Origin of the sequence: Sphingobium sp. 22B (assembly GCF_001580035.1) — a bacterium.
Taxonomy (GTDB): Bacteria; Pseudomonadota; Alphaproteobacteria; order Sphingomonadales; family Sphingomonadaceae; genus Sphingobium; species Sphingobium fuliginis.
In genome coordinates this window covers 51574-66883 of sequence record NZ_LTAB01000002.1, presented here as the reverse complement: position 1 = coordinate 66883, position 15310 = coordinate 51574, and the positions used below count along the sequence as shown (strand labels likewise).

The 15310-nt window shown below is 65.1% G+C and carries 15 protein-coding genes; 8 read left to right on the top strand and 7 right to left on the bottom strand.

Annotated elements, in window-relative coordinates; all coding sequences use genetic code 11:
* Positions 1-30: 30 nt before the first annotated feature.
* Together A0J57_RS03375 and treF are read right to left on the bottom strand one after the other, a co-directional pair.
* Positions 31-243, bottom strand: coding sequence for a DUF2934 domain-containing protein (locus A0J57_RS03375; protein ID WP_025550207.1), 213 nt, complete (start codon positions 241-243; stop codon positions 31-33).
* Positions 244-370: 127 nt separating this feature from the next.
* The gene (gene treF / locus A0J57_RS03370) at positions 371-1951 is read right to left on the bottom strand and encodes an alpha,alpha-trehalase TreF (RefSeq protein ID WP_076605712.1); all 1581 of its coding nucleotides are present in this window, start codon (positions 1949-1951) and stop codon (positions 371-373) included.
* 259 nt (positions 1952-2210) lie between these two features.
* Here treF and A0J57_RS03365 point away from each other — a divergent pair, with 259 nt between their 5' ends.
* From A0J57_RS03365 to A0J57_RS03355, 3 genes are read left to right on the top strand one after another with little or no spacing between them, the layout of a single operon-like run.
* Positions 2211-4655 carry a TonB-dependent receptor gene (locus A0J57_RS03365; RefSeq protein ID WP_064232582.1) on the top strand — a complete coding sequence of 815 codons (2445 nt, stop codon included), beginning with the start codon at positions 2211-2213 and terminating at the stop codon, positions 4653-4655.
* 6 nt (positions 4656-4661) lie between these two features.
* A complete protein-coding gene (locus tag A0J57_RS03360) occupies positions 4662-6080 on the top strand; it encodes a sulfatase-like hydrolase/transferase (RefSeq protein WP_061936704.1) in 1419 nt (472 codons plus the stop codon).
* Complete coding sequence (locus A0J57_RS03355; protein ID WP_082718679.1) at positions 6080-7630, top strand: sulfatase; 1551 nt, start codon at positions 6080-6082, stop codon at positions 7628-7630. Before A0J57_RS03360 ends, A0J57_RS03355 begins: the two co-directional genes overlap by 1 nt.
* 113 nt (positions 7631-7743) lie before the next feature.
* Here A0J57_RS03355 and A0J57_RS03350 read toward each other — a convergent pair whose 3' ends face one another.
* From A0J57_RS03350 to A0J57_RS03330, 4 genes are all read right to left on the bottom strand, one after another.
* Positions 7744-8214, bottom strand: a complete 471-nt coding sequence (locus A0J57_RS03350; RefSeq protein ID WP_201030919.1) for a GFA family protein — start codon at positions 8212-8214, stop codon at positions 7744-7746.
* A complete protein-coding gene (gene xth, locus A0J57_RS03345; protein WP_048576207.1) occupies positions 8211-9014 on the bottom strand; it encodes an exodeoxyribonuclease III in 804 nt (267 codons plus the stop codon). The genes A0J57_RS03350 and xth overlap by 4 nt, the downstream gene beginning before the upstream one ends.
* Before the next feature lie 164 nt (positions 9015-9178).
* Positions 9179-9787, bottom strand: coding sequence for an autotransporter outer membrane beta-barrel domain-containing protein (locus tag A0J57_RS25165; protein ID WP_235600783.1), 609 nt, complete (start codon positions 9785-9787; stop codon positions 9179-9181).
* 135 nt (positions 9788-9922) lie between these two features.
* Positions 9923-10729 carry an SDR family oxidoreductase gene (locus A0J57_RS03330; RefSeq protein WP_061936695.1) on the bottom strand — a complete coding sequence of 269 codons (807 nt, stop codon included), beginning with the start codon at positions 10727-10729 and terminating at the stop codon, positions 9923-9925.
* A 240-nt stretch (positions 10730-10969) separates the two neighbouring features.
* Here A0J57_RS03330 and A0J57_RS03325 point away from each other — a divergent pair, with 240 nt between their 5' ends.
* Positions 10970-11545 (top strand): TetR/AcrR family transcriptional regulator, encoded by a 576-nt coding sequence (locus A0J57_RS03325; RefSeq protein WP_061936692.1) that lies wholly within the window; start codon positions 10970-10972, stop codon positions 11543-11545.
* Here A0J57_RS03325 and A0J57_RS03320 read toward each other — a convergent pair.
* Positions 11520-12443: a LysR family transcriptional regulator gene (locus tag A0J57_RS03320; protein WP_061936689.1), complete on the bottom strand. Its 924-nt coding sequence runs from the start codon at positions 12441-12443 to the stop codon at positions 11520-11522. The genes A0J57_RS03325 and A0J57_RS03320 overlap by 26 nt on opposite strands.
* Before the next feature lie 144 nt (positions 12444-12587).
* Between A0J57_RS03320 and A0J57_RS03315 the strand changes: the two genes are divergently transcribed.
* The 4 genes from A0J57_RS03315 (at position 12588) to A0J57_RS03300 (ending at position 15256) form a co-directional block, all read left to right on the top strand.
* Complete coding sequence (locus tag A0J57_RS03315) at positions 12588-13700, top strand: S-(hydroxymethyl)glutathione dehydrogenase/class III alcohol dehydrogenase (RefSeq protein ID WP_048576202.1); 1113 nt, start codon at positions 12588-12590, stop codon at positions 13698-13700.
* 69 nt (positions 13701-13769) lie between these two features.
* Positions 13770-14627, top strand: a complete 858-nt coding sequence (fghA, locus tag A0J57_RS03310; protein ID WP_061936686.1) for an S-formylglutathione hydrolase — start codon at positions 13770-13772, stop codon at positions 14625-14627.
* A gap of 3 nt (positions 14628-14630) precedes the next feature.
* The gene (locus A0J57_RS03305; protein ID WP_076605711.1) at positions 14631-14849 is read left to right on the top strand and encodes a hypothetical protein; all 219 of its coding nucleotides are present in this window, start codon (positions 14631-14633) and stop codon (positions 14847-14849) included.
* 5 nt (positions 14850-14854) lie between these two features.
* Positions 14855-15256: a ketosteroid isomerase-related protein gene (locus A0J57_RS03300; protein WP_061936683.1), complete on the top strand. Its 402-nt coding sequence runs from the start codon at positions 14855-14857 to the stop codon at positions 15254-15256.
* Positions 15257-15310: the final 54 nt, after the last annotated feature.

The following is a 15310-nucleotide window of genomic DNA, read 5'->3' as shown; positions in this document are numbered from 1 at the left end:
GCGGGCTCCGGCTATGCTGGAATGGACGGATCAGGCCGATTTCGTTCGGGAGGCGGGCCTGGAGAGCAGCTCGGCGGCGGCACCGGTCGCCAGCGGATTGGGGAGGGTGCTGTCCTCCGGAAGTCCGCCGATCTCCGCCTCGGCCTGCCGCCAATGATCCTCGGCCAATCCTTCGGGGTGGCCCTGCGCCTCCCATATGGCATAGGCGCGCTCTCGAATTCTGTCTTCGGTATCGTCCGGCATGGAGCCTCCCTCGGCGGCCCTGATGGCTGCCTCGGTCAAATGCGCGGGACGCGAATAGGATGCGCGGTCTGATCTGGATCAGTAAAATTTCAGCCCGGACGTCAGCCCCGCCCAGCGCCAGTGCGCTTCATTCCGGCGTAAGTTCGGGATATTTCTCCATGATCGCGCTGGTCACGCCATTGGTCCAACCGAAGCCGTCCTGTGTCGGATATTCGCCGCCGCCGCCGGGCTTGCGTTCCTCCACATCATATTTTTCCAGCATCCGGCCGGTCTCGACATAGGCGGCCGTCACCGTGCCCAGCCAGCGCCTGGCGATTTCGCGCGCCAGCGCGGCTTCGCCCGACCGCTCAAGTCCCGCAATCGCGATCCATTGCAGCGGCGCCCAGCCATTGGGCGTATCCCATTGCTGGCCGGTGCGCAGCGTCGTTGTGCGCAGCCCACCGGCCGCCAGCAACCGGCTCCGCACGGTCGCGCCGACCGCCTTCGCCTGGGCGGGCGAAGCGGCGCCGGCGAACAGCGGGTAGAGCGTGGCGGCCGACAGAACCGGCGTCGGCTTGCGGGCAGTGCGGTCCCAATCGGCGTAGCGGCCCTCGCGCGCTACCCAGAAATAGCGGTCCAGCGCTCCGCGCCTCTGCCTTGCCAGACGGGTGAAGCGATCGGCGCAGGCGCCGTCCCGCGCTTCGCCGCAACGGCGGGCGATGGTCTCCTCCACGATCAGCATCAGGCTGTTGAGGTCGACGGGCACGATGTCGGCAGTGCGGATCGATGAAAGCCGGCGCGGGTCCGCCAGCCAGCGGCTGCTGAAGTCCCATCCGCTTTCCGCCCCGGCGCGCAGATGGCGGTAGAGCGCCTGGGCGGGGCGCGTCCGATCCTCTGCCGCCGTCGCCACATCTTCGGCATAGGATTCGTCGCGGGGCTGCGGAACATCGTCCCAATAGCGGTTGAGCAGCGTGCCGTCCGGCATTTTGACGACCCGCGCGCATGCGCCGCCGGCGTCGACACAGCTGGCGCCCGTCATCCAATAATCATATTCGCGGCGCAACGCGGCAAGCCGTCGGGCGTCGACCGCATGATCGCCCTGTTTCGACAGGCCCAGCATCAGCGCGAAAAAGGGCGGCTGCGACCGGCCCAGATAATAGCTGCGCATGCCGTTGGGAATATGGCCATAGCGCTCGATGGCCGCCGTGAAATCCGTCAGCATGGATTCGATCAGCGGCTGCTGCCCGTCGACGGCCAGGCCGAGCATAGTGAAATAGCTGTCCCAATAATAGATTTCGCGGAAGCGGCCGCCCGGCACGACATAGGGCGCCTCCATCGGCAGGGCGGAACTGCCCGGCGCAACCGCTTCGGGCTCGCGCACCAGCGTGGGCCAGAGCGTCCGGATGTGCCGGCGCAGGGTGCCGGCGTTACGGTCATTGACGCCCGGCACGGCGAAATTGGCGAGGACGAAACTGCGCAGCGCTTCCTTGTCCTGCGGCCTGCTGCTTCGGAAATCGGCCATGATCGCTTCCGGCGCGCGCCGGGGCACTGCGTCGACGAAGGTCTTGCCGTCGGGGAACAGCCGCTGCGTCTGCACGGCCCGAAACAGGTCGCCATAAATCTCCGCCGGGGAGGTTTGGGCCGAAATCGACGCCGGCAGCGTCAATATTGCAGCCAGCATGACGATACGCCGCCAGGGCGACGACTTCATGGCCGATCGGACGTGCATGGTTCCTCTCTCCTTGACCGAAGACTTTATTATGATGCGCCCCCGTGCCGCGCGGACCGGCTTCTTCTCGCTCTCTTCACCGGAGGGATCAAAGGAAAACCTCTCTCCATTGAGACATTAATGCAACGATTGCGCGGAAAAAAGAAGAGCATAGCGGCTGTGGATGCACTTTCCATTCCGTCATCGAAAACAGATGCAGTATGTCAGCGGCAGATCGGCGGGGCATCGATCGCGCCGACTTCGGATGAGGGAGGAAGTCATGCCGAAAAGCCTTCAACGCCGCCTGATGGCGGGTGTTACCGTCAGCGCCTTTTTCACCGCCTTTCCCGCCCTGGCCCAGGTTGCAGGCAGCAGCGCCGCTCCGCCGGAAGAAGCCAGCGACGTCGAGATCGTGGTCGTCGGCACCGCCGGCGCGGGCACGCGGCGGCAGGATGCGTCCTTCGCCGTCACCTCGCTCAATAGCGAAGCGATCACGCGGGCGGCGCCCAACAGCACCGCCGACCTGCTGCGCACCGTGCCGGGCGTCATGGCGGAAAGCTCCGGTGGCCAGAACGGCGCCAATATCTTCGTGCGCGGCTATCCGTCGGGTGGCGACGCGCAGTTCGTGACCTTCCAGCTTGCCGGCGTGCCGATCTTTCCGCCGCCGACATTGTCCTTCCTGGAAAACTCGCAACTCATCCGGCTGGACGAGACGGTGCAGCGCGTCGAAGCGGTGCGCGGCGGCACCGGCTCCCTCTTCTCCAGCGGTCAGCCGGGCCTGACCGTAAACGTCGTGCCGCGGATCGGCGGGGCGGATTTCAAGGGTTCCGCCAAGATTTCCTATACCGATTATGACGAGATTCGCGGCGACGCCTGGGTCTCCGGCCCGCTCGGTCCCGACACGGGTTTCATGGTCGGCGGCTTCTACGCGCAGGGCAACGGCATTCGCGATCCGCGCTATCGGGCGGAAAAGGGCGGCCAGATCACCGCGAACATCCATCATGACTTTGGCGGCCGCGGTTCCGTGGAGGTATATGCCCGCTATCTCAACGATCACGGCCAGTGGCTGCTGCCGATCCCCGTCGTCTCGAACGGCGGCAAGATCAGCGCCTATCCCGGCTTCGATGCGGGGACGGACACGCTGAACGGTCCGGATACGCGCCGCGTCGCCAATCTGGTCGGGCGCGCCGTCGATCTGGCCGACGGACGCGGGGCCAAGGTGATCAACACCGGCATCACCTTCGACTACGAACTGGTCGACGGGCTGCGTTTCCGCGAGCGCATGAGCTTCCTGGGCGGGCGCGCCGACACGGTGGGGCTGGTGCCGGTGGCGGCGCCGGTGGCCGCTTCCGCCATGGCGCAGACGCTGGGCGGAACGGGCGCGACGCTGGCCTCGCTCACCTATGCCAATGGCGGTGGCGTGGTTCCGACGGGAGCCAATACGCAGGTGCTGCGCGCCGGCATCTGGGAAGTGCGCAAGAAGATCTCCTCCTTCGTCGCGGACAGCGCGCTGGAATGGGCATCGGGCAACAACAAGCTGACCGGCGGCTATTATTTCGCGGACTACACCACCCGCGACCAATGGGTGCTGGGCAATCAGGTGCTGTTGCAGGCGGAACCCAATGCGCGGCGGCTCGACATGACGCTGACCAGTGGAGCCGGGGTGTTGCAGGCAGCGACGCTCAACGGTTTCTCCAGCGGGCCCGCCTTCCAGGTGCGCGGCAATTATGAGGGCAAGGACTATGCCTTCTACGCGGTGGATGAATTGCAGATCACGCCCGAACTGCGCGTGGATGGCGGCGTGCGGTGGCAGCGCCATGTGGTCGATGCGACGCTCAGCACATCGGCCGATGGCGGTTCGTTCAATCTGGACGGCAATCCCAACACATTGTACGACAATGCGATTACTCGGCTGGGGCCGCCGCGCTCAATCCGTTACCGGGACTCGGCCTGGTCGTGGACCGTCGGCGCGAATTACGATTTCAGCCGGGAGATCGGTGTGTTCGCCCGGTACAGCCGGGGCAACAGCTTCCCGCAATTCGACAATCTGCGCGAGGCGTCCGCCACCAATATTGCAGACAAGACCGGCCTTGCCGCCGTTGCCGAGGTGGATACCTATGAGGCGGGCGTGAAAATATCGACTGCCTTCGCCAATCTCTATGCGACGGTGTTCCACAACAAGTTCGATGGTCTTGCCACCACGACGCTGATCAACAATGTGCCGATCAGTTCGAATGGCGGCGCGAAGGCGACGGGCGTGGAACTGGAAGGCGCGCTGCGGCCGTTCGAGGGGTTCAGCATTTCCGGCGCGCTGACCTGGCTGGACGCCACCTATCGCGGCTTTTTCAGCGGCGGCGGCACGATCGACAACACCGGCAACCGCGTGCAGCGGCAGCCCAAATGGGTCTGGCGCGTCACCCCTGCCTATGAAGTGACGGTGGGCAGCCTCAAACCCTCCGTCTTCGCGACGCTGCAATATACCGGGGACCGCTTCTCCGATCCGGAGAACAACCAGTTGCTGCCGAATTTCTACCAGCTCGACGCGGGCGTGGCCGTTACCGTCAACGACCGCATCCGCCTGGCCGTCACGGGCAACAACCTGACCGACGAGATCGGATTGACGGAGGGCAATCCGCGCATCATCGGCGGGCAAGGCTCCGGCCCGATCCTGGCGCGCCCGATCCTGGGCCGATCCTTCCGGTTCAGCGCCGCGGTCAATTTCTGACCGCTGATGGACCGGCGCGACCTTCTGAAGGGAATGGCCGGGGCGGCGGCAGCGTCCGTCGCCCCGGCCGGCCTGTCCCAGACGCGGCGGGGCAGGGCGCGCAACGTGCTGCTGCTGATTTCCGACGATCAGGGCCTGGACCTCGGCTGCTATGGCGTGCCGATCCGCACCCCGCGCATCGATCGGCTGGCGGGGGAGGGGACGCGCTTCACCCAGGGCTTTGCCGCCGTATCCTCCTGCAGTCCCAGCCGGGCGGTGATCAATAGCGGGCTCTACACGCACCAGAACGGCATGTACGGGCTCCAGCACGACATCCATCACCAGTCGTTGCTGCCGGGAATAGAAACGCTGCCCTCGCTCCTGCGGCGGGCGGGCTATGCGACGGCGCTTGTGGGCAAGAAGCATGTGGGGCCGGACTCGGCCTTTCCCTATGAGGCGGAACTTGTGCCCGAACGGTCGGGCATCCGCGATGTCCGCGAACTGGCGATTGCGGCCTCCAGCTTCATCCGCTCCACGGACGATCGGCCTTTCTTCGTCACCATCGCCTATAGCGATCCGCATCGCGCCGCCGTCGATTATGGCAATGACCGGCCGTGGCCGGGCGTGAAGCCGGCCCGCTACGATCCGCGCAAAGTGCCCGTTCCGTCCCATCTGCCCGATCTGCCGGCCGTCAGAGCCGACCTGGCGGAATATTATGAGTCCGTCAGCCGCCTGGACAGCGGGGTCGGCATGGTCCTGGACGATCTTGCCGCGACCGGCCGCGCCGACGATACGCTGGTGATCTTCCTCAGCGACAATGGGCGGCCCTTTCCCGGCGCGAAGACCAATCTCTACGACGCCGGACTGCACCTGCCGCTGATCATCCGCGCCCCGGGAAGCGCGACCGCGGTCAACGATGCGATGGTGAGCTGGGTCGACATCGCGCCGACCATATTGGAATGGACCGGCGTCGCCGCGCCGACCGCCTATGCGCTTTCCGGCCGTTCGCTGCTGCCGCTGCTGGGCCGTCGCGCCGATCCGCAACGCGACGCCGTGTTCGCCAGCCACGACTTTCATGAGATCAACCAATATTATCCCATGCGGGCCATCCGCACGCGGACGCACAGCTATATTCTCAACCTCGCCTCCCCGCTGGACTATCCCATCGCCGGAGACGTGGCGGGTTCTCCGGCGTGGAAGGCGATCAGCGCCGATCCCGCCATCCGCCTGGGGAAGAGGACGCAGGCAGCCTATCTCAAGCGGGACGCGGAGGAGCTTTACGACCTGACGCGCGATCCGGATGAGCTGGGGAACGTCGCCGCCGATCCCGCCTATGCCGGGGTGAAGCGGATGCTGGCCGAACGTCTGCATGCCATGCGGGCGGCGACCAAAGACCCCTGGCTGGCCGGACAGACCAATCCCTATTCGCATATGGGACGGCCGTGATGGCGGACGAGCTGGACCGGCGCGGCCTGTTGCTGGCCGGCAGCGCGGGGGCGTTCGGCCTTTACAGTTGGACGGCGGCGGATGCCGCGGCCGTTCCGGCCAAAAAGAAGCGGTTGAAGCTGCGCCGCCGCGCAGGGACCAGGCCGAAGAATATCCTGGTCGTCCTCACCGACGATCATCGCTACGACGCGATCGGCTTCATGAAGGCGCAATCCTTCGGGGAGACGCCGACGCTGGACCGGCTGGCGCGGGAGGGGGTGCATTTCAGGAACGCCTTCGTCACCACCGCCCTGTGTTCGCCCAGTCGCGCCACGATCTTCACCGGGCTCTATGCGCATCAGCACAGGGTGGTGGACAATAATCATCCGATACCGGCCGGCCTCATCTACTATCCTGAATATCTCCAGCAGGCGGGCTATGAGACCGCCTTCATCGGCAAATGGCACATGGGGCAGGAAACGGACCAGCCCCAGCCCGGCTTCGACCATTGGGTCAGCTTCAAGGGGCAGGGCACCTATCTGCCGGGCGAGGATGGCCTGAACGTCAATGGCCGCAAGGTGCCGCAAAGGGGCTATATCACCGACGAACTGACCGACTATGCGATGGACTGGATCGGCAAGCGCGACGGCAAGCGCCCGTGGATGATGCATCTGGCGCACAAGGCCGTCCATTCGGAGTTCATTCCGGCCGAGCGGCATGCAGGGCGCTATTCCGGGGAGACGTTCCGCTATCCGGACACGATGAAGCCAGATGTTCCGGGCCGGCCGATGTGGGTCGAAAACCAGCGCAACAGTTGGCACGGCGTCGACTATGCCTATCACGGCAAGCTCGACATCGCCGACTATTACAAGCGCTATATGGAAACATTGCTGGCCGTCGACGAAGGACTGGCGCGTATCATGGACCTGCTGGAACGAAGGGGCGATCTGGACGACACGCTGATCCTCTATATGGGCGACAACGGGTTCATGTTCGGGGAACATGGGCTGATCGACAAGCGCGCCGCCTATGAGGAATCGATGCGCGTGCCGATGCTGATGCGTTGCCCCTCCCTCTTCGGCCCGCGGACGGTGGAGGACATCGTCGCCAATCTCGACGTTGCGCCCACCATGCTCGCCGCCGCGGGGCTGGAGGCGCCGGATGGGCTTGCTGGCATGGACATGTTGCCGCTGGCGCAGGGACGGGCGGTCCCGTGGCGCAAGGATCTGGTTTATGAATATTATTGGGAACGCAACTTCCCGCAGACGCCGACTGTCCATGCCCTGCGCGAGGATCGGTATAAATATATCCATTTCCACGGCATCTGGGACGTGGACGAACTGTACGACCTGGCGGCCGATCCGCAGGAGAGCGACAATCTGCTGGCCAGGCCGGGGCATGAGCAACTGGCCGAACGGATGAGCGCGAAGCTGTTCCGGATGCTGGAGGAAACGGGCGGCATGCAGATTCCGCTCAGCCCGGATGCCGGGGAGCGGAACGAACTGCGCGATCCCAAAGGCTCGCCGGCCGCCCCTTTCCCGCCGCGCTTCTATCGACCATCGGGAAGATAGCGACGCGAAGATACGGCAGGGCGGACGGAAGAGACCGGAAGATGAAATTGGTCATCGAACCTTTGCCGACGCCTCCATCACCGCGCGCCCGAACTCGTTGCGCTCGACGACAGCTATGCACCTCTGCCAGCGGAGGAATCGCTGCCGGAAACGCCATCGTCCAGTCCCACCGTATCGGGTCGGAAACCGGCATGGCGCGGCAAGGCATCGGCCATTTCGAACCAGGCAATGCGGCTGGCATCCCAGATATGGAATTGAGGGGCAAGGGCGGAGGGATCGTCAAGCGTGGCAATCGTGAAGTCGATCGTGTCGGGCTGGTGATCGACCTGCATGGTGAGAGGCGTTCCGCACGCGGCGCAAAAACCGCGCTCGCCAAAGTCGGAGGACCGGCGGACGGCGCGTTCGCCCGCGACGATGCGAAAGTCCCCGACCGGAACCGTGGCGAACGCCATGACCGGCGCGCCGCTCGTCAACTGGCATAGCCGGCAGTGGCAATAACCTGCATCGAAGGGCGGGGAATGAAGCGCATAACGCACCGCGCCGCAGGCGCAGCCGCCGGAAAGCATGGCAGAGGCGTTCATCATCCCTTCTCCCTGGCGCGCGGCGGCGGCGAATCCGCCAGTTCGATCCAGACCGGCGCATGGTCGCTGGTCTTTTCCCAGCCGCGCACGTCGCGATCCACTTCGGCGGCGACGAGCCGGTTCGAAAGGGCCGGGCTGAGCAGCAGGTGATCGATCCTGAGCCCCGCATTGCGCGCATGGGCGTTCCGGAAATAATCCCAGAAGGTATAGATGGTTTCATCGGGATGAAGCGTGCGGAGGCTATCCGTCCAGCCTTGGTCGAGCAGGCGGAAATAGGCCGCCCTGACCTCCGGCGCGAACAGCGCGTCGTCGCGCCAGCGTTCCGGCTTATAGACGTCGAGGTCCGTGGGCATGACGTTGAAGTCGCCGGCGAGCACGACCGGCAGCCGCTGGTCGATTAACCCGGCGGCATGGTCGATCAGCCGGTCGAACCAGCGGAGCTTATAGTCGAACTTGGGGCCGGGGCGGGGATTGCCGTTGGGAAGATAGAGGCCGCCTATGAGGATGCCGTTCACCGCCGCCTCGATATAGCGGCTGTGGCTGTCGTCGGGATCGCCGGGCAGGCCGCGGCGGGTTTCGTGGATTTCGCCGACGCGGCTGAGGATCGCCACGCCGTTCCAGCTTTTCTGGCCATGCCAGACCGCATCATATCCAAGGTCACGGATCGGCCCTTCCGGAAACTTCTCGTCGGGCGCCTTGAGTTCCTGAAGGCAGACGATGTCAGGCCGCGCCTCGGCCAGCCAGCGAAGCAGGACAGGGAGCCGGCCGTTGACCCCGTTCACATTGTAGGTCGCGACCTTCACGGCCCGGGCGGCTGCCGGCGGGCGTCATGGGCCATGACCGCCGCATCTCGCGCCAAAATATCGTCGCCTGTCTTCATGGTGATTCAGGAGACGCCCGTCCGCGGGACTCGTTCCGCCCTCATGTCGCTTCTTCGGCCATTATCCATGCGGCGCGGCTTTCTTCGTCAGAATTGCCATAGCAGCCCCGCCCGCGCGGCATGGTTCTGACTGGCCGGCGAGAGCGCGCCGCTGTAGCCGAGATTGATCCGCATGTTCGATCCCACCGCCGCTTCCAGCCCGATCTCGCTGACCAGCGTGTCGCGGGCGATCGGCAGGCCCGTCACATGGAAACGCTGGCCGCCCAGAGCGACTCCCACCACCGGAAGCTGATCTCCGAAAGCATGCTGCCAACCGGCCGATGCGCGCAGGGTCAGCGATGAAGCGCCCCATTGCAGCCGGGTGTCGCCGCGCAGACCGGCGGTCGCGAAGCTGGTCCGCATCGAATCCCCGCCCAATGCCAGCGCCGCGCTGCCGCCGCTTTCCTGCCCTTTTCCGACGCGAAGCTGCACATGCGCCATGCTGATGAAGGGTTCCAGCGCTCCGGCGGACAGGGCGAAGCGATGGGCCGCCTCGGCAAAGGCCTGGGTCGTCGTGGCGCGGTACCGGGTGCTGAGGCTATCCGCGAACCCGGCGAAGGCGACCGAGCGGCGTGCACCGGCACCGTCGCGCGTCTGAAGGTCGGCGGAATGGAAGCCCGCAACCTCAAGGTGATCATTTCCCCGGCGCTGGGAAATGTCGACATATTGGGCATGAACTTTCTGACGCAGCTCGCGTCCTGGCGGGTGGAAGGACGCGAGCTGATACTGGTGCCGGCCAAGGATCGGGACGGCTGAAGCAAAGGGAAGCCGCTTCCCTCATCGGCGGCCCGTTCAGGCGGTAAGAAGGGCGTCCCGATAACGGGGCGCGACATCGCTCTTGGACAGATTCGGCCCCATGGCGAGGCGCGCCTCCTGCAAGGTCAGCCATTGCTGTTCGTCGGACAGCGGCGGAATGGTGACGGTCTCCCCCCTGTGGAAGCCGAGCAGGGCGGCATCCACCATATCGCCCGCTTCCATCACGAAGCCTGCGGGAAAGGCATCGACATCCTTGCCCGACCGCGCCCAGATTTCGGTTCGCGTGGCGCCCGGAAGGACGGCCTGCACGCGGACGCCCTTGTCGCGCAATTGTGTGGCCATCGACTGGCTGAGGTTCAGGATGAAGGCCTTGGTTCCGCTATACACCCCATCGAACATCTCGGGCGCGAGGGCGAGCACGGAGGACAGGTTGACGATCGCGCCACGGCCCGCTGCGACGAAGGCCTTGCCCGCCGCGGAGGCGAGCCGGGTCGGCGCCGTCACGTTGAGGGCGATGATCCGCGACAATTGCGGCGTGTCATTGTCCAATATGCCGCCGTTCAGCGACATGCCCGCATTGTTGACGAGCATGGTGACGTCGCCTGCGGCCAGACGCTCCTCGATCCGTTGCAGGTCGCCCTCGGCGGTCAGGTCCGCCGCGATGACCTCCACGTCCACGCCCGCTTCGCCGCGCAGCCTTTCGGCCAGCGCATCCAGGCGCGGCCGGTCCCGCGCGACGAGAATGAGGTCGAAGCCGCGTCTGGCCAGGCGGTCCGCATAGACCGCGCCGATACCGGTCGAAGCACCTGTGATAAGGGCAATGTTCTTTTCAGCCTGTGTCATGGCAATACTCCTGGGGATGGTCGAAAGAGCCGGTGAGGCCCGTCACATCAGCGGCGGCATCGAAAAGGCGGCAGGCTCCAGCACGGGCTGGTGCCAGCGGATTCCAATATTATCTCGGGCTGCATCATCGCCCTTCCCGACACCGTTGCGAATATGACGACCATCATATATATTACGATTATCATTTGTCCAGAGGGAAGGGCATGGCAAAGGCGCAGAAGAAGAGGAGGACGAGCGGTCATGGCTGACAAAAGCGCGCACAAGGCGAAGACGCGCGCGCGTATCCTGGGCGAAGCGGCCGGGGCCATGCGCATGGCGGGCGTGCAAGGCATCGGCGTCTCGGCGCTGATGCAGCGGGCGGGCCTCACCCATGGCGGCTTCTATGCTCATTTCGAGTCGCGGGACGATCTGGTGGCGCATGCCGTCGACCGCATGTTCGAGGAAAGCGCCATGATATTGGACCGCTTTCTGGGAGAAAGGCCGGACCTTGCCGGCCTGATCGACCATTATCTGTCGGAAAGCGCCTATCGGGCGGTGGACCGTGGTTGCCCCTTGCCCGGCCTTTCGGGGGAGGCCGCACGCATGCCACCCGACGCGCGCCTGCGGTTCGAAGCGGGGGTCAGGCGGTTTCGAGAAGGGATTGCGCGGGCGCTGGAGATTGCGGGCCGGTCCGATGGCGCGGCGCTCGCCCATTCGCTGCTTGCGGAGCTTGTCGGGGCCATGACGCTGGCGCGGGCGATGTCGGATGAAGGCGCGGCGCTGGATTTCCTCGCTTCGTCTCGCGACCGGCTCAAGGAACGTATCGGTCTGGCCTGACCGCGGCTTCCCTTCTGGGGGTGTTCATCGCCGGCCCCAGTTCATGCAGCAGGCAATCGACGACCTGCCGCACCTTTGGCAGCAGATGCCGCCGCTGGGGATAAACCGCCCATATGGGCTCATCGTCCGGCTGGACATCCTCCAGCAGCAGTTCGACCATGCCGTGCTTCAGATAGGGGAGGATGTAGAAATCCGGGAGCTGGCAGATGCCGAGCCCCGAAATGCACGCTTCCATGACGGCATGTCCGCTATTGCACCTGAAGCGCCCCTTGGGCCGATGGATCATTTCCTGGCCGTCGACCTTGAAATGCCATGTGCCTGCGGAGCCCGCGATGCATTCATGCCCGGCCAGCGCACCGACGCCGGCGGGGCGGCCCGCGGAAGCCAGATAGCTGGGGGCGGCGCAGGTGTAGAGCGTGCGCGACGCCACCCGCGTCGCGATCAGGCGAGGGTCGTTGACCGTCCCCGTCCGCACCCCGACGTCGAATCCCTCGCCCACCAGATCGATGACCCGGTTGGACAATTCGATCGACACGGCCAGCTTGGGATGCTGCATGGCGAAGCGGCGGATGATCGGCGCCACGAAGCGCTCCCCCATGGCCGTCGAGCAGGTGACGCGCAACTCTCCCTGCGGCTCGCTTCTCTCTCCGATCAGGGCGATGGCCTCGTCCCTGTCCTTGGCGATGCGCTCGCACCGTTCGAAGAACACCCGGCCGGTGTCGGTCAGCCGGACGGTCCGGGTGGTCCGGTGGAAAAGCTGCGCCTGCACGCGCTGCTCCAGCGCCATGATGGACCGGCTGACATGGGTGGTGGAGACACCCAGCGCCCTTGCCCCGCGCGTGAAGGAGCCTGCGGTGGCGACACTGATGAACTCGTCTATGCCATCCCAGTTGGACATGTGATTATACCAGCTCAGGAATAATGATTTTCCGAAACACTATATTATCACCATTGCGGAACAGCGCTAGGGAGGGCGGAAAGAGAGGGCGCGGCGGGAGCCATGGCCTCTCTTCTCGCAAATGATCATGACGAGGAATGAGAGATGAAGACCCGCGCCGCCGTCGCCTTCGAGGCGAAGAAGCCATTGGAGATCGTCGAAGTCGATCTGGAAGGCCCGAAGGCGGGCGAGGTTCTGGTGGAGATCATGGCGACGGGCATCTGCCACACCGACGCCTATACGCTGGACGGCTTCGACAGCGAGGGCATTTTCCCCTCGATCCTGGGCCATGAGGGCGCGGGCATCGTGCGGGAGGTCGGCGCGGGCGTCACTTCGGTGAAGCCCGGCGACCATGTGATCCCGCTCTACACACCCGAATGCCGCCAGTGCAAAAGCTGCCTGTCGGGCAAGACGAACCTGTGCACCGCGATCCGCGCGACCCAGGGCAAGGGACTGATGCCGGACGGCACGACCCGTTTCAGCTACAAGGGCCAGCCGATCTTCCACTATATGGGCTGCTCCACCTTCTCCAACTTCACCGTCCTGCCGGAGATCGCTGTGGCGAAGATCCGCGACGATGCGCCCTTCCAGACGAGCTGCTATGTCGGCTGCGGCGTCACCACCGGCGTCGGCGCGGTCGTCAACACGGCCAAGGTGCAGGCGGGCGAGAATGTCGTGGTCTTCGGCCTGGGCGGCATCGGCCTCAATGTCATCCAGGGCGCGAAGATGGTCGGCGCGGACAAGATCATCGGCATCGACATCAACCCGGATCGGGAGGAATGGGGCCGCAAGTTCGGCATGACTCATTTCATCAACAGCAGGGGCCTGTCGCGCGAGGAGACCGTCGCCAGGATTCTGGAGGTGACGGACGGCGGCGCCGACTACAGCTTCGACGCGACCGGCAATACGGAGGTGATGCGCACCGCGCTCGAATGCTGTCATCGCGGCTGGGGGGAAAGCATCATCATCGGCGTCGCCGAAGCGGGGAAGGAGATCAGCACCCGCCCGTTCCAGCTCGTCACCGGCCGGGTCTGGAAGGGTACGGCCTTCGGCGGCGCGAAGGGCCGCACCGACGTTCCCAAGATCGTCGACTGGTACATGAACGGCAAGATCGAGATCGATCCCATGATCACCCACGTCCTGACGCTGGAGGAGATCAACAAGGGCTTCGACCTGATGCATGCGGGGGAGAGCATCCGCAGCGTCGTGCTGTTCTGATCCGGCGGGGAGAAAATTTATGGCGGTGACTTCCGGTGCCGTTCCCACGCGATCGGATGGCAGGTGATCATGGAACAGGTGAGCGCCAACAAGGCCTTTGGCGGCGTGCAGGGCGTGTACCGGCACGCCTCCGCCTCGACGGGGACGGACATGACCTTCTCGGTCTATGTGCCGCCCCATGCGGAGGGGACGAAACTGCCGGTCGTCTGGTATCTTTCCGGACTGACCTGCACCCACGCCAATGTCACCGAAAAGGGCGAGTTCCGCGCCGCCTGCGCCGAACTGGGCCTGATCTTCGTCGCGCCCGACACCAGCCCGCGCGGCCCGGACCGCAACGGCGATGCCGTGGCGGACGATCCGGACGGGGCCTATGATTTCGGTCTGGGCGCCGGTTTCTATGTCGACGCGACGCAGGCCCCCTTCGCCGCCCATTATCGCATGTGGTCCTATGTGACCCAGGAACTGCCCGCGCTGGTCGCGGCCAATTTCCCCGCGGACATGGAACGCCAGTCGATCATGGGTCACAGCATGGGCGGCCATGGCGCGCTGACCGTCGGCCTCGCCCTTCCCGACCGGTACAAGGCGGTATCGGCCTTCGCGCCGATCGTCGCGCCGGGGCAGGTGCCCTGGGGGCAGAAGGCGCTGGCCGGCTATCTGGGCGACGACCCGGCCGCCTGGCGCCGGCATGACGCGGTCGCGCTGATCGAGGACGGCGCCCGGGTTCCGGCGCTGCTGGTCGACCAGGGGACGGCCGACAATTTCCTGGAACAGGAATTGCGCCCGGAACTGCTGAAGGCGGTTTGCGCGGCAGCGGGGATCGACCTGACGCTGAACCTGCGCGACGGCTATGATCACAGCTATTATTTCATTTCCACCTTCATGGCGGACCATCTGCGCTGGCATGCGGCCCGTCTTGGCAAGGATTGATCGATGGTGCAGATTTTCGTGACCGGCCGCGACGGCGCAGAACATGCTTGCCATGCCCATGTGGATGACGGACGCGCAGCCGGTCTGCCGCCGCTCGGCCCTGACGAGAACGACCTGCTCGACAGCAGCGATCATCGTATCGACCGGTCGCGCCTGTCCTGTCAGGTTCCGCTGACAGTCGAACTGGACGGTCTTCGCGTCACCATCGCGCCGGAGGATTGAACGCCATGGCTGCGAACCTGCTCGGTCGCTATTATGCGGCCTTCAATCGCGGCGACAGCGCGGCGATGCTCGATCTGCTGGCGCAGGATGTCGTGCACGAACCCTCGCAGGGTTCGGTGCGGGAAGGGAAGGCGGCCTTTGCGCAATTCCTCGACCATATGAACCGCTGCTACAGGGAAAGGGTCATCGATCCCGTGTTCCTGGCCTCCGCCGATGGAAAACGGGCGGCCGCGGAATTCATGCTGGAGGGCGAATATCTGGAGACGGACGGCGATCTGCCTCCTGCATCCGGCCAGCGCTATATTTTGCGCGTCGGCGCCTTCTTCGAACTGCGCGACGGCGCGATCGCGCGGGTCAGCAACCATTATAATCTGGCCGACTGGCTGGATCAGGTGAAGGCGGGATGAGGCAGGCCGGGGAGGGCGATCATCCGACGCGCTTCGGGCGGAAGCCGCTACGGG

Coding starts and splice junctions, on each gene's coding strand:
- A0J57_RS03375 (WP_025550207.1), bottom strand. CDS start 243: ATGCCGGACGATACCGAAGACAGAATTCGAGAGCGCGCCTATGCCATA.
- treF (WP_076605712.1), bottom strand. CDS start 1,951: ATGCACGTCCGATCGGCCATGAAGTCGTCGCCCTGGCGGCGTATCGTC.
- A0J57_RS03365 (WP_064232582.1), top strand. CDS start 2,211: ATGCCGAAAAGCCTTCAACGCCGCCTGATGGCGGGTGTTACCGTCAGC.
- A0J57_RS03360 (WP_061936704.1), top strand. CDS start 4,662: ATGGACCGGCGCGACCTTCTGAAGGGAATGGCCGGGGCGGCGGCAGCG.
- A0J57_RS03355 (WP_082718679.1), top strand. CDS start 6,080: ATGGCGGACGAGCTGGACCGGCGCGGCCTGTTGCTGGCCGGCAGCGCG.
- A0J57_RS03350 (WP_201030919.1), bottom strand. CDS start 8,214: ATGATGAACGCCTCTGCCATGCTTTCCGGCGGCTGCGCCTGCGGCGCG.
- A0J57_RS03330 (WP_061936695.1), bottom strand. CDS start 10,729: ATGACACAGGCTGAAAAGAACATTGCCCTTATCACAGGTGCTTCGACC.
- A0J57_RS03325 (WP_061936692.1), top strand. CDS start 10,970: ATGGCTGACAAAAGCGCGCACAAGGCGAAGACGCGCGCGCGTATCCTG.
- A0J57_RS03320 (WP_061936689.1), bottom strand. CDS start 12,443: ATGTCCAACTGGGATGGCATAGACGAGTTCATCAGTGTCGCCACCGCA.
- A0J57_RS03315 (WP_048576202.1), top strand. CDS start 12,588: ATGAAGACCCGCGCCGCCGTCGCCTTCGAGGCGAAGAAGCCATTGGAG.
- fghA (WP_061936686.1), top strand. CDS start 13,770: ATGGAACAGGTGAGCGCCAACAAGGCCTTTGGCGGCGTGCAGGGCGTG.
- A0J57_RS03305 (WP_076605711.1), top strand. CDS start 14,631: ATGGTGCAGATTTTCGTGACCGGCCGCGACGGCGCAGAACATGCTTGC.
- A0J57_RS03300 (WP_061936683.1), top strand. CDS start 14,855: ATGGCTGCGAACCTGCTCGGTCGCTATTATGCGGCCTTCAATCGCGGC.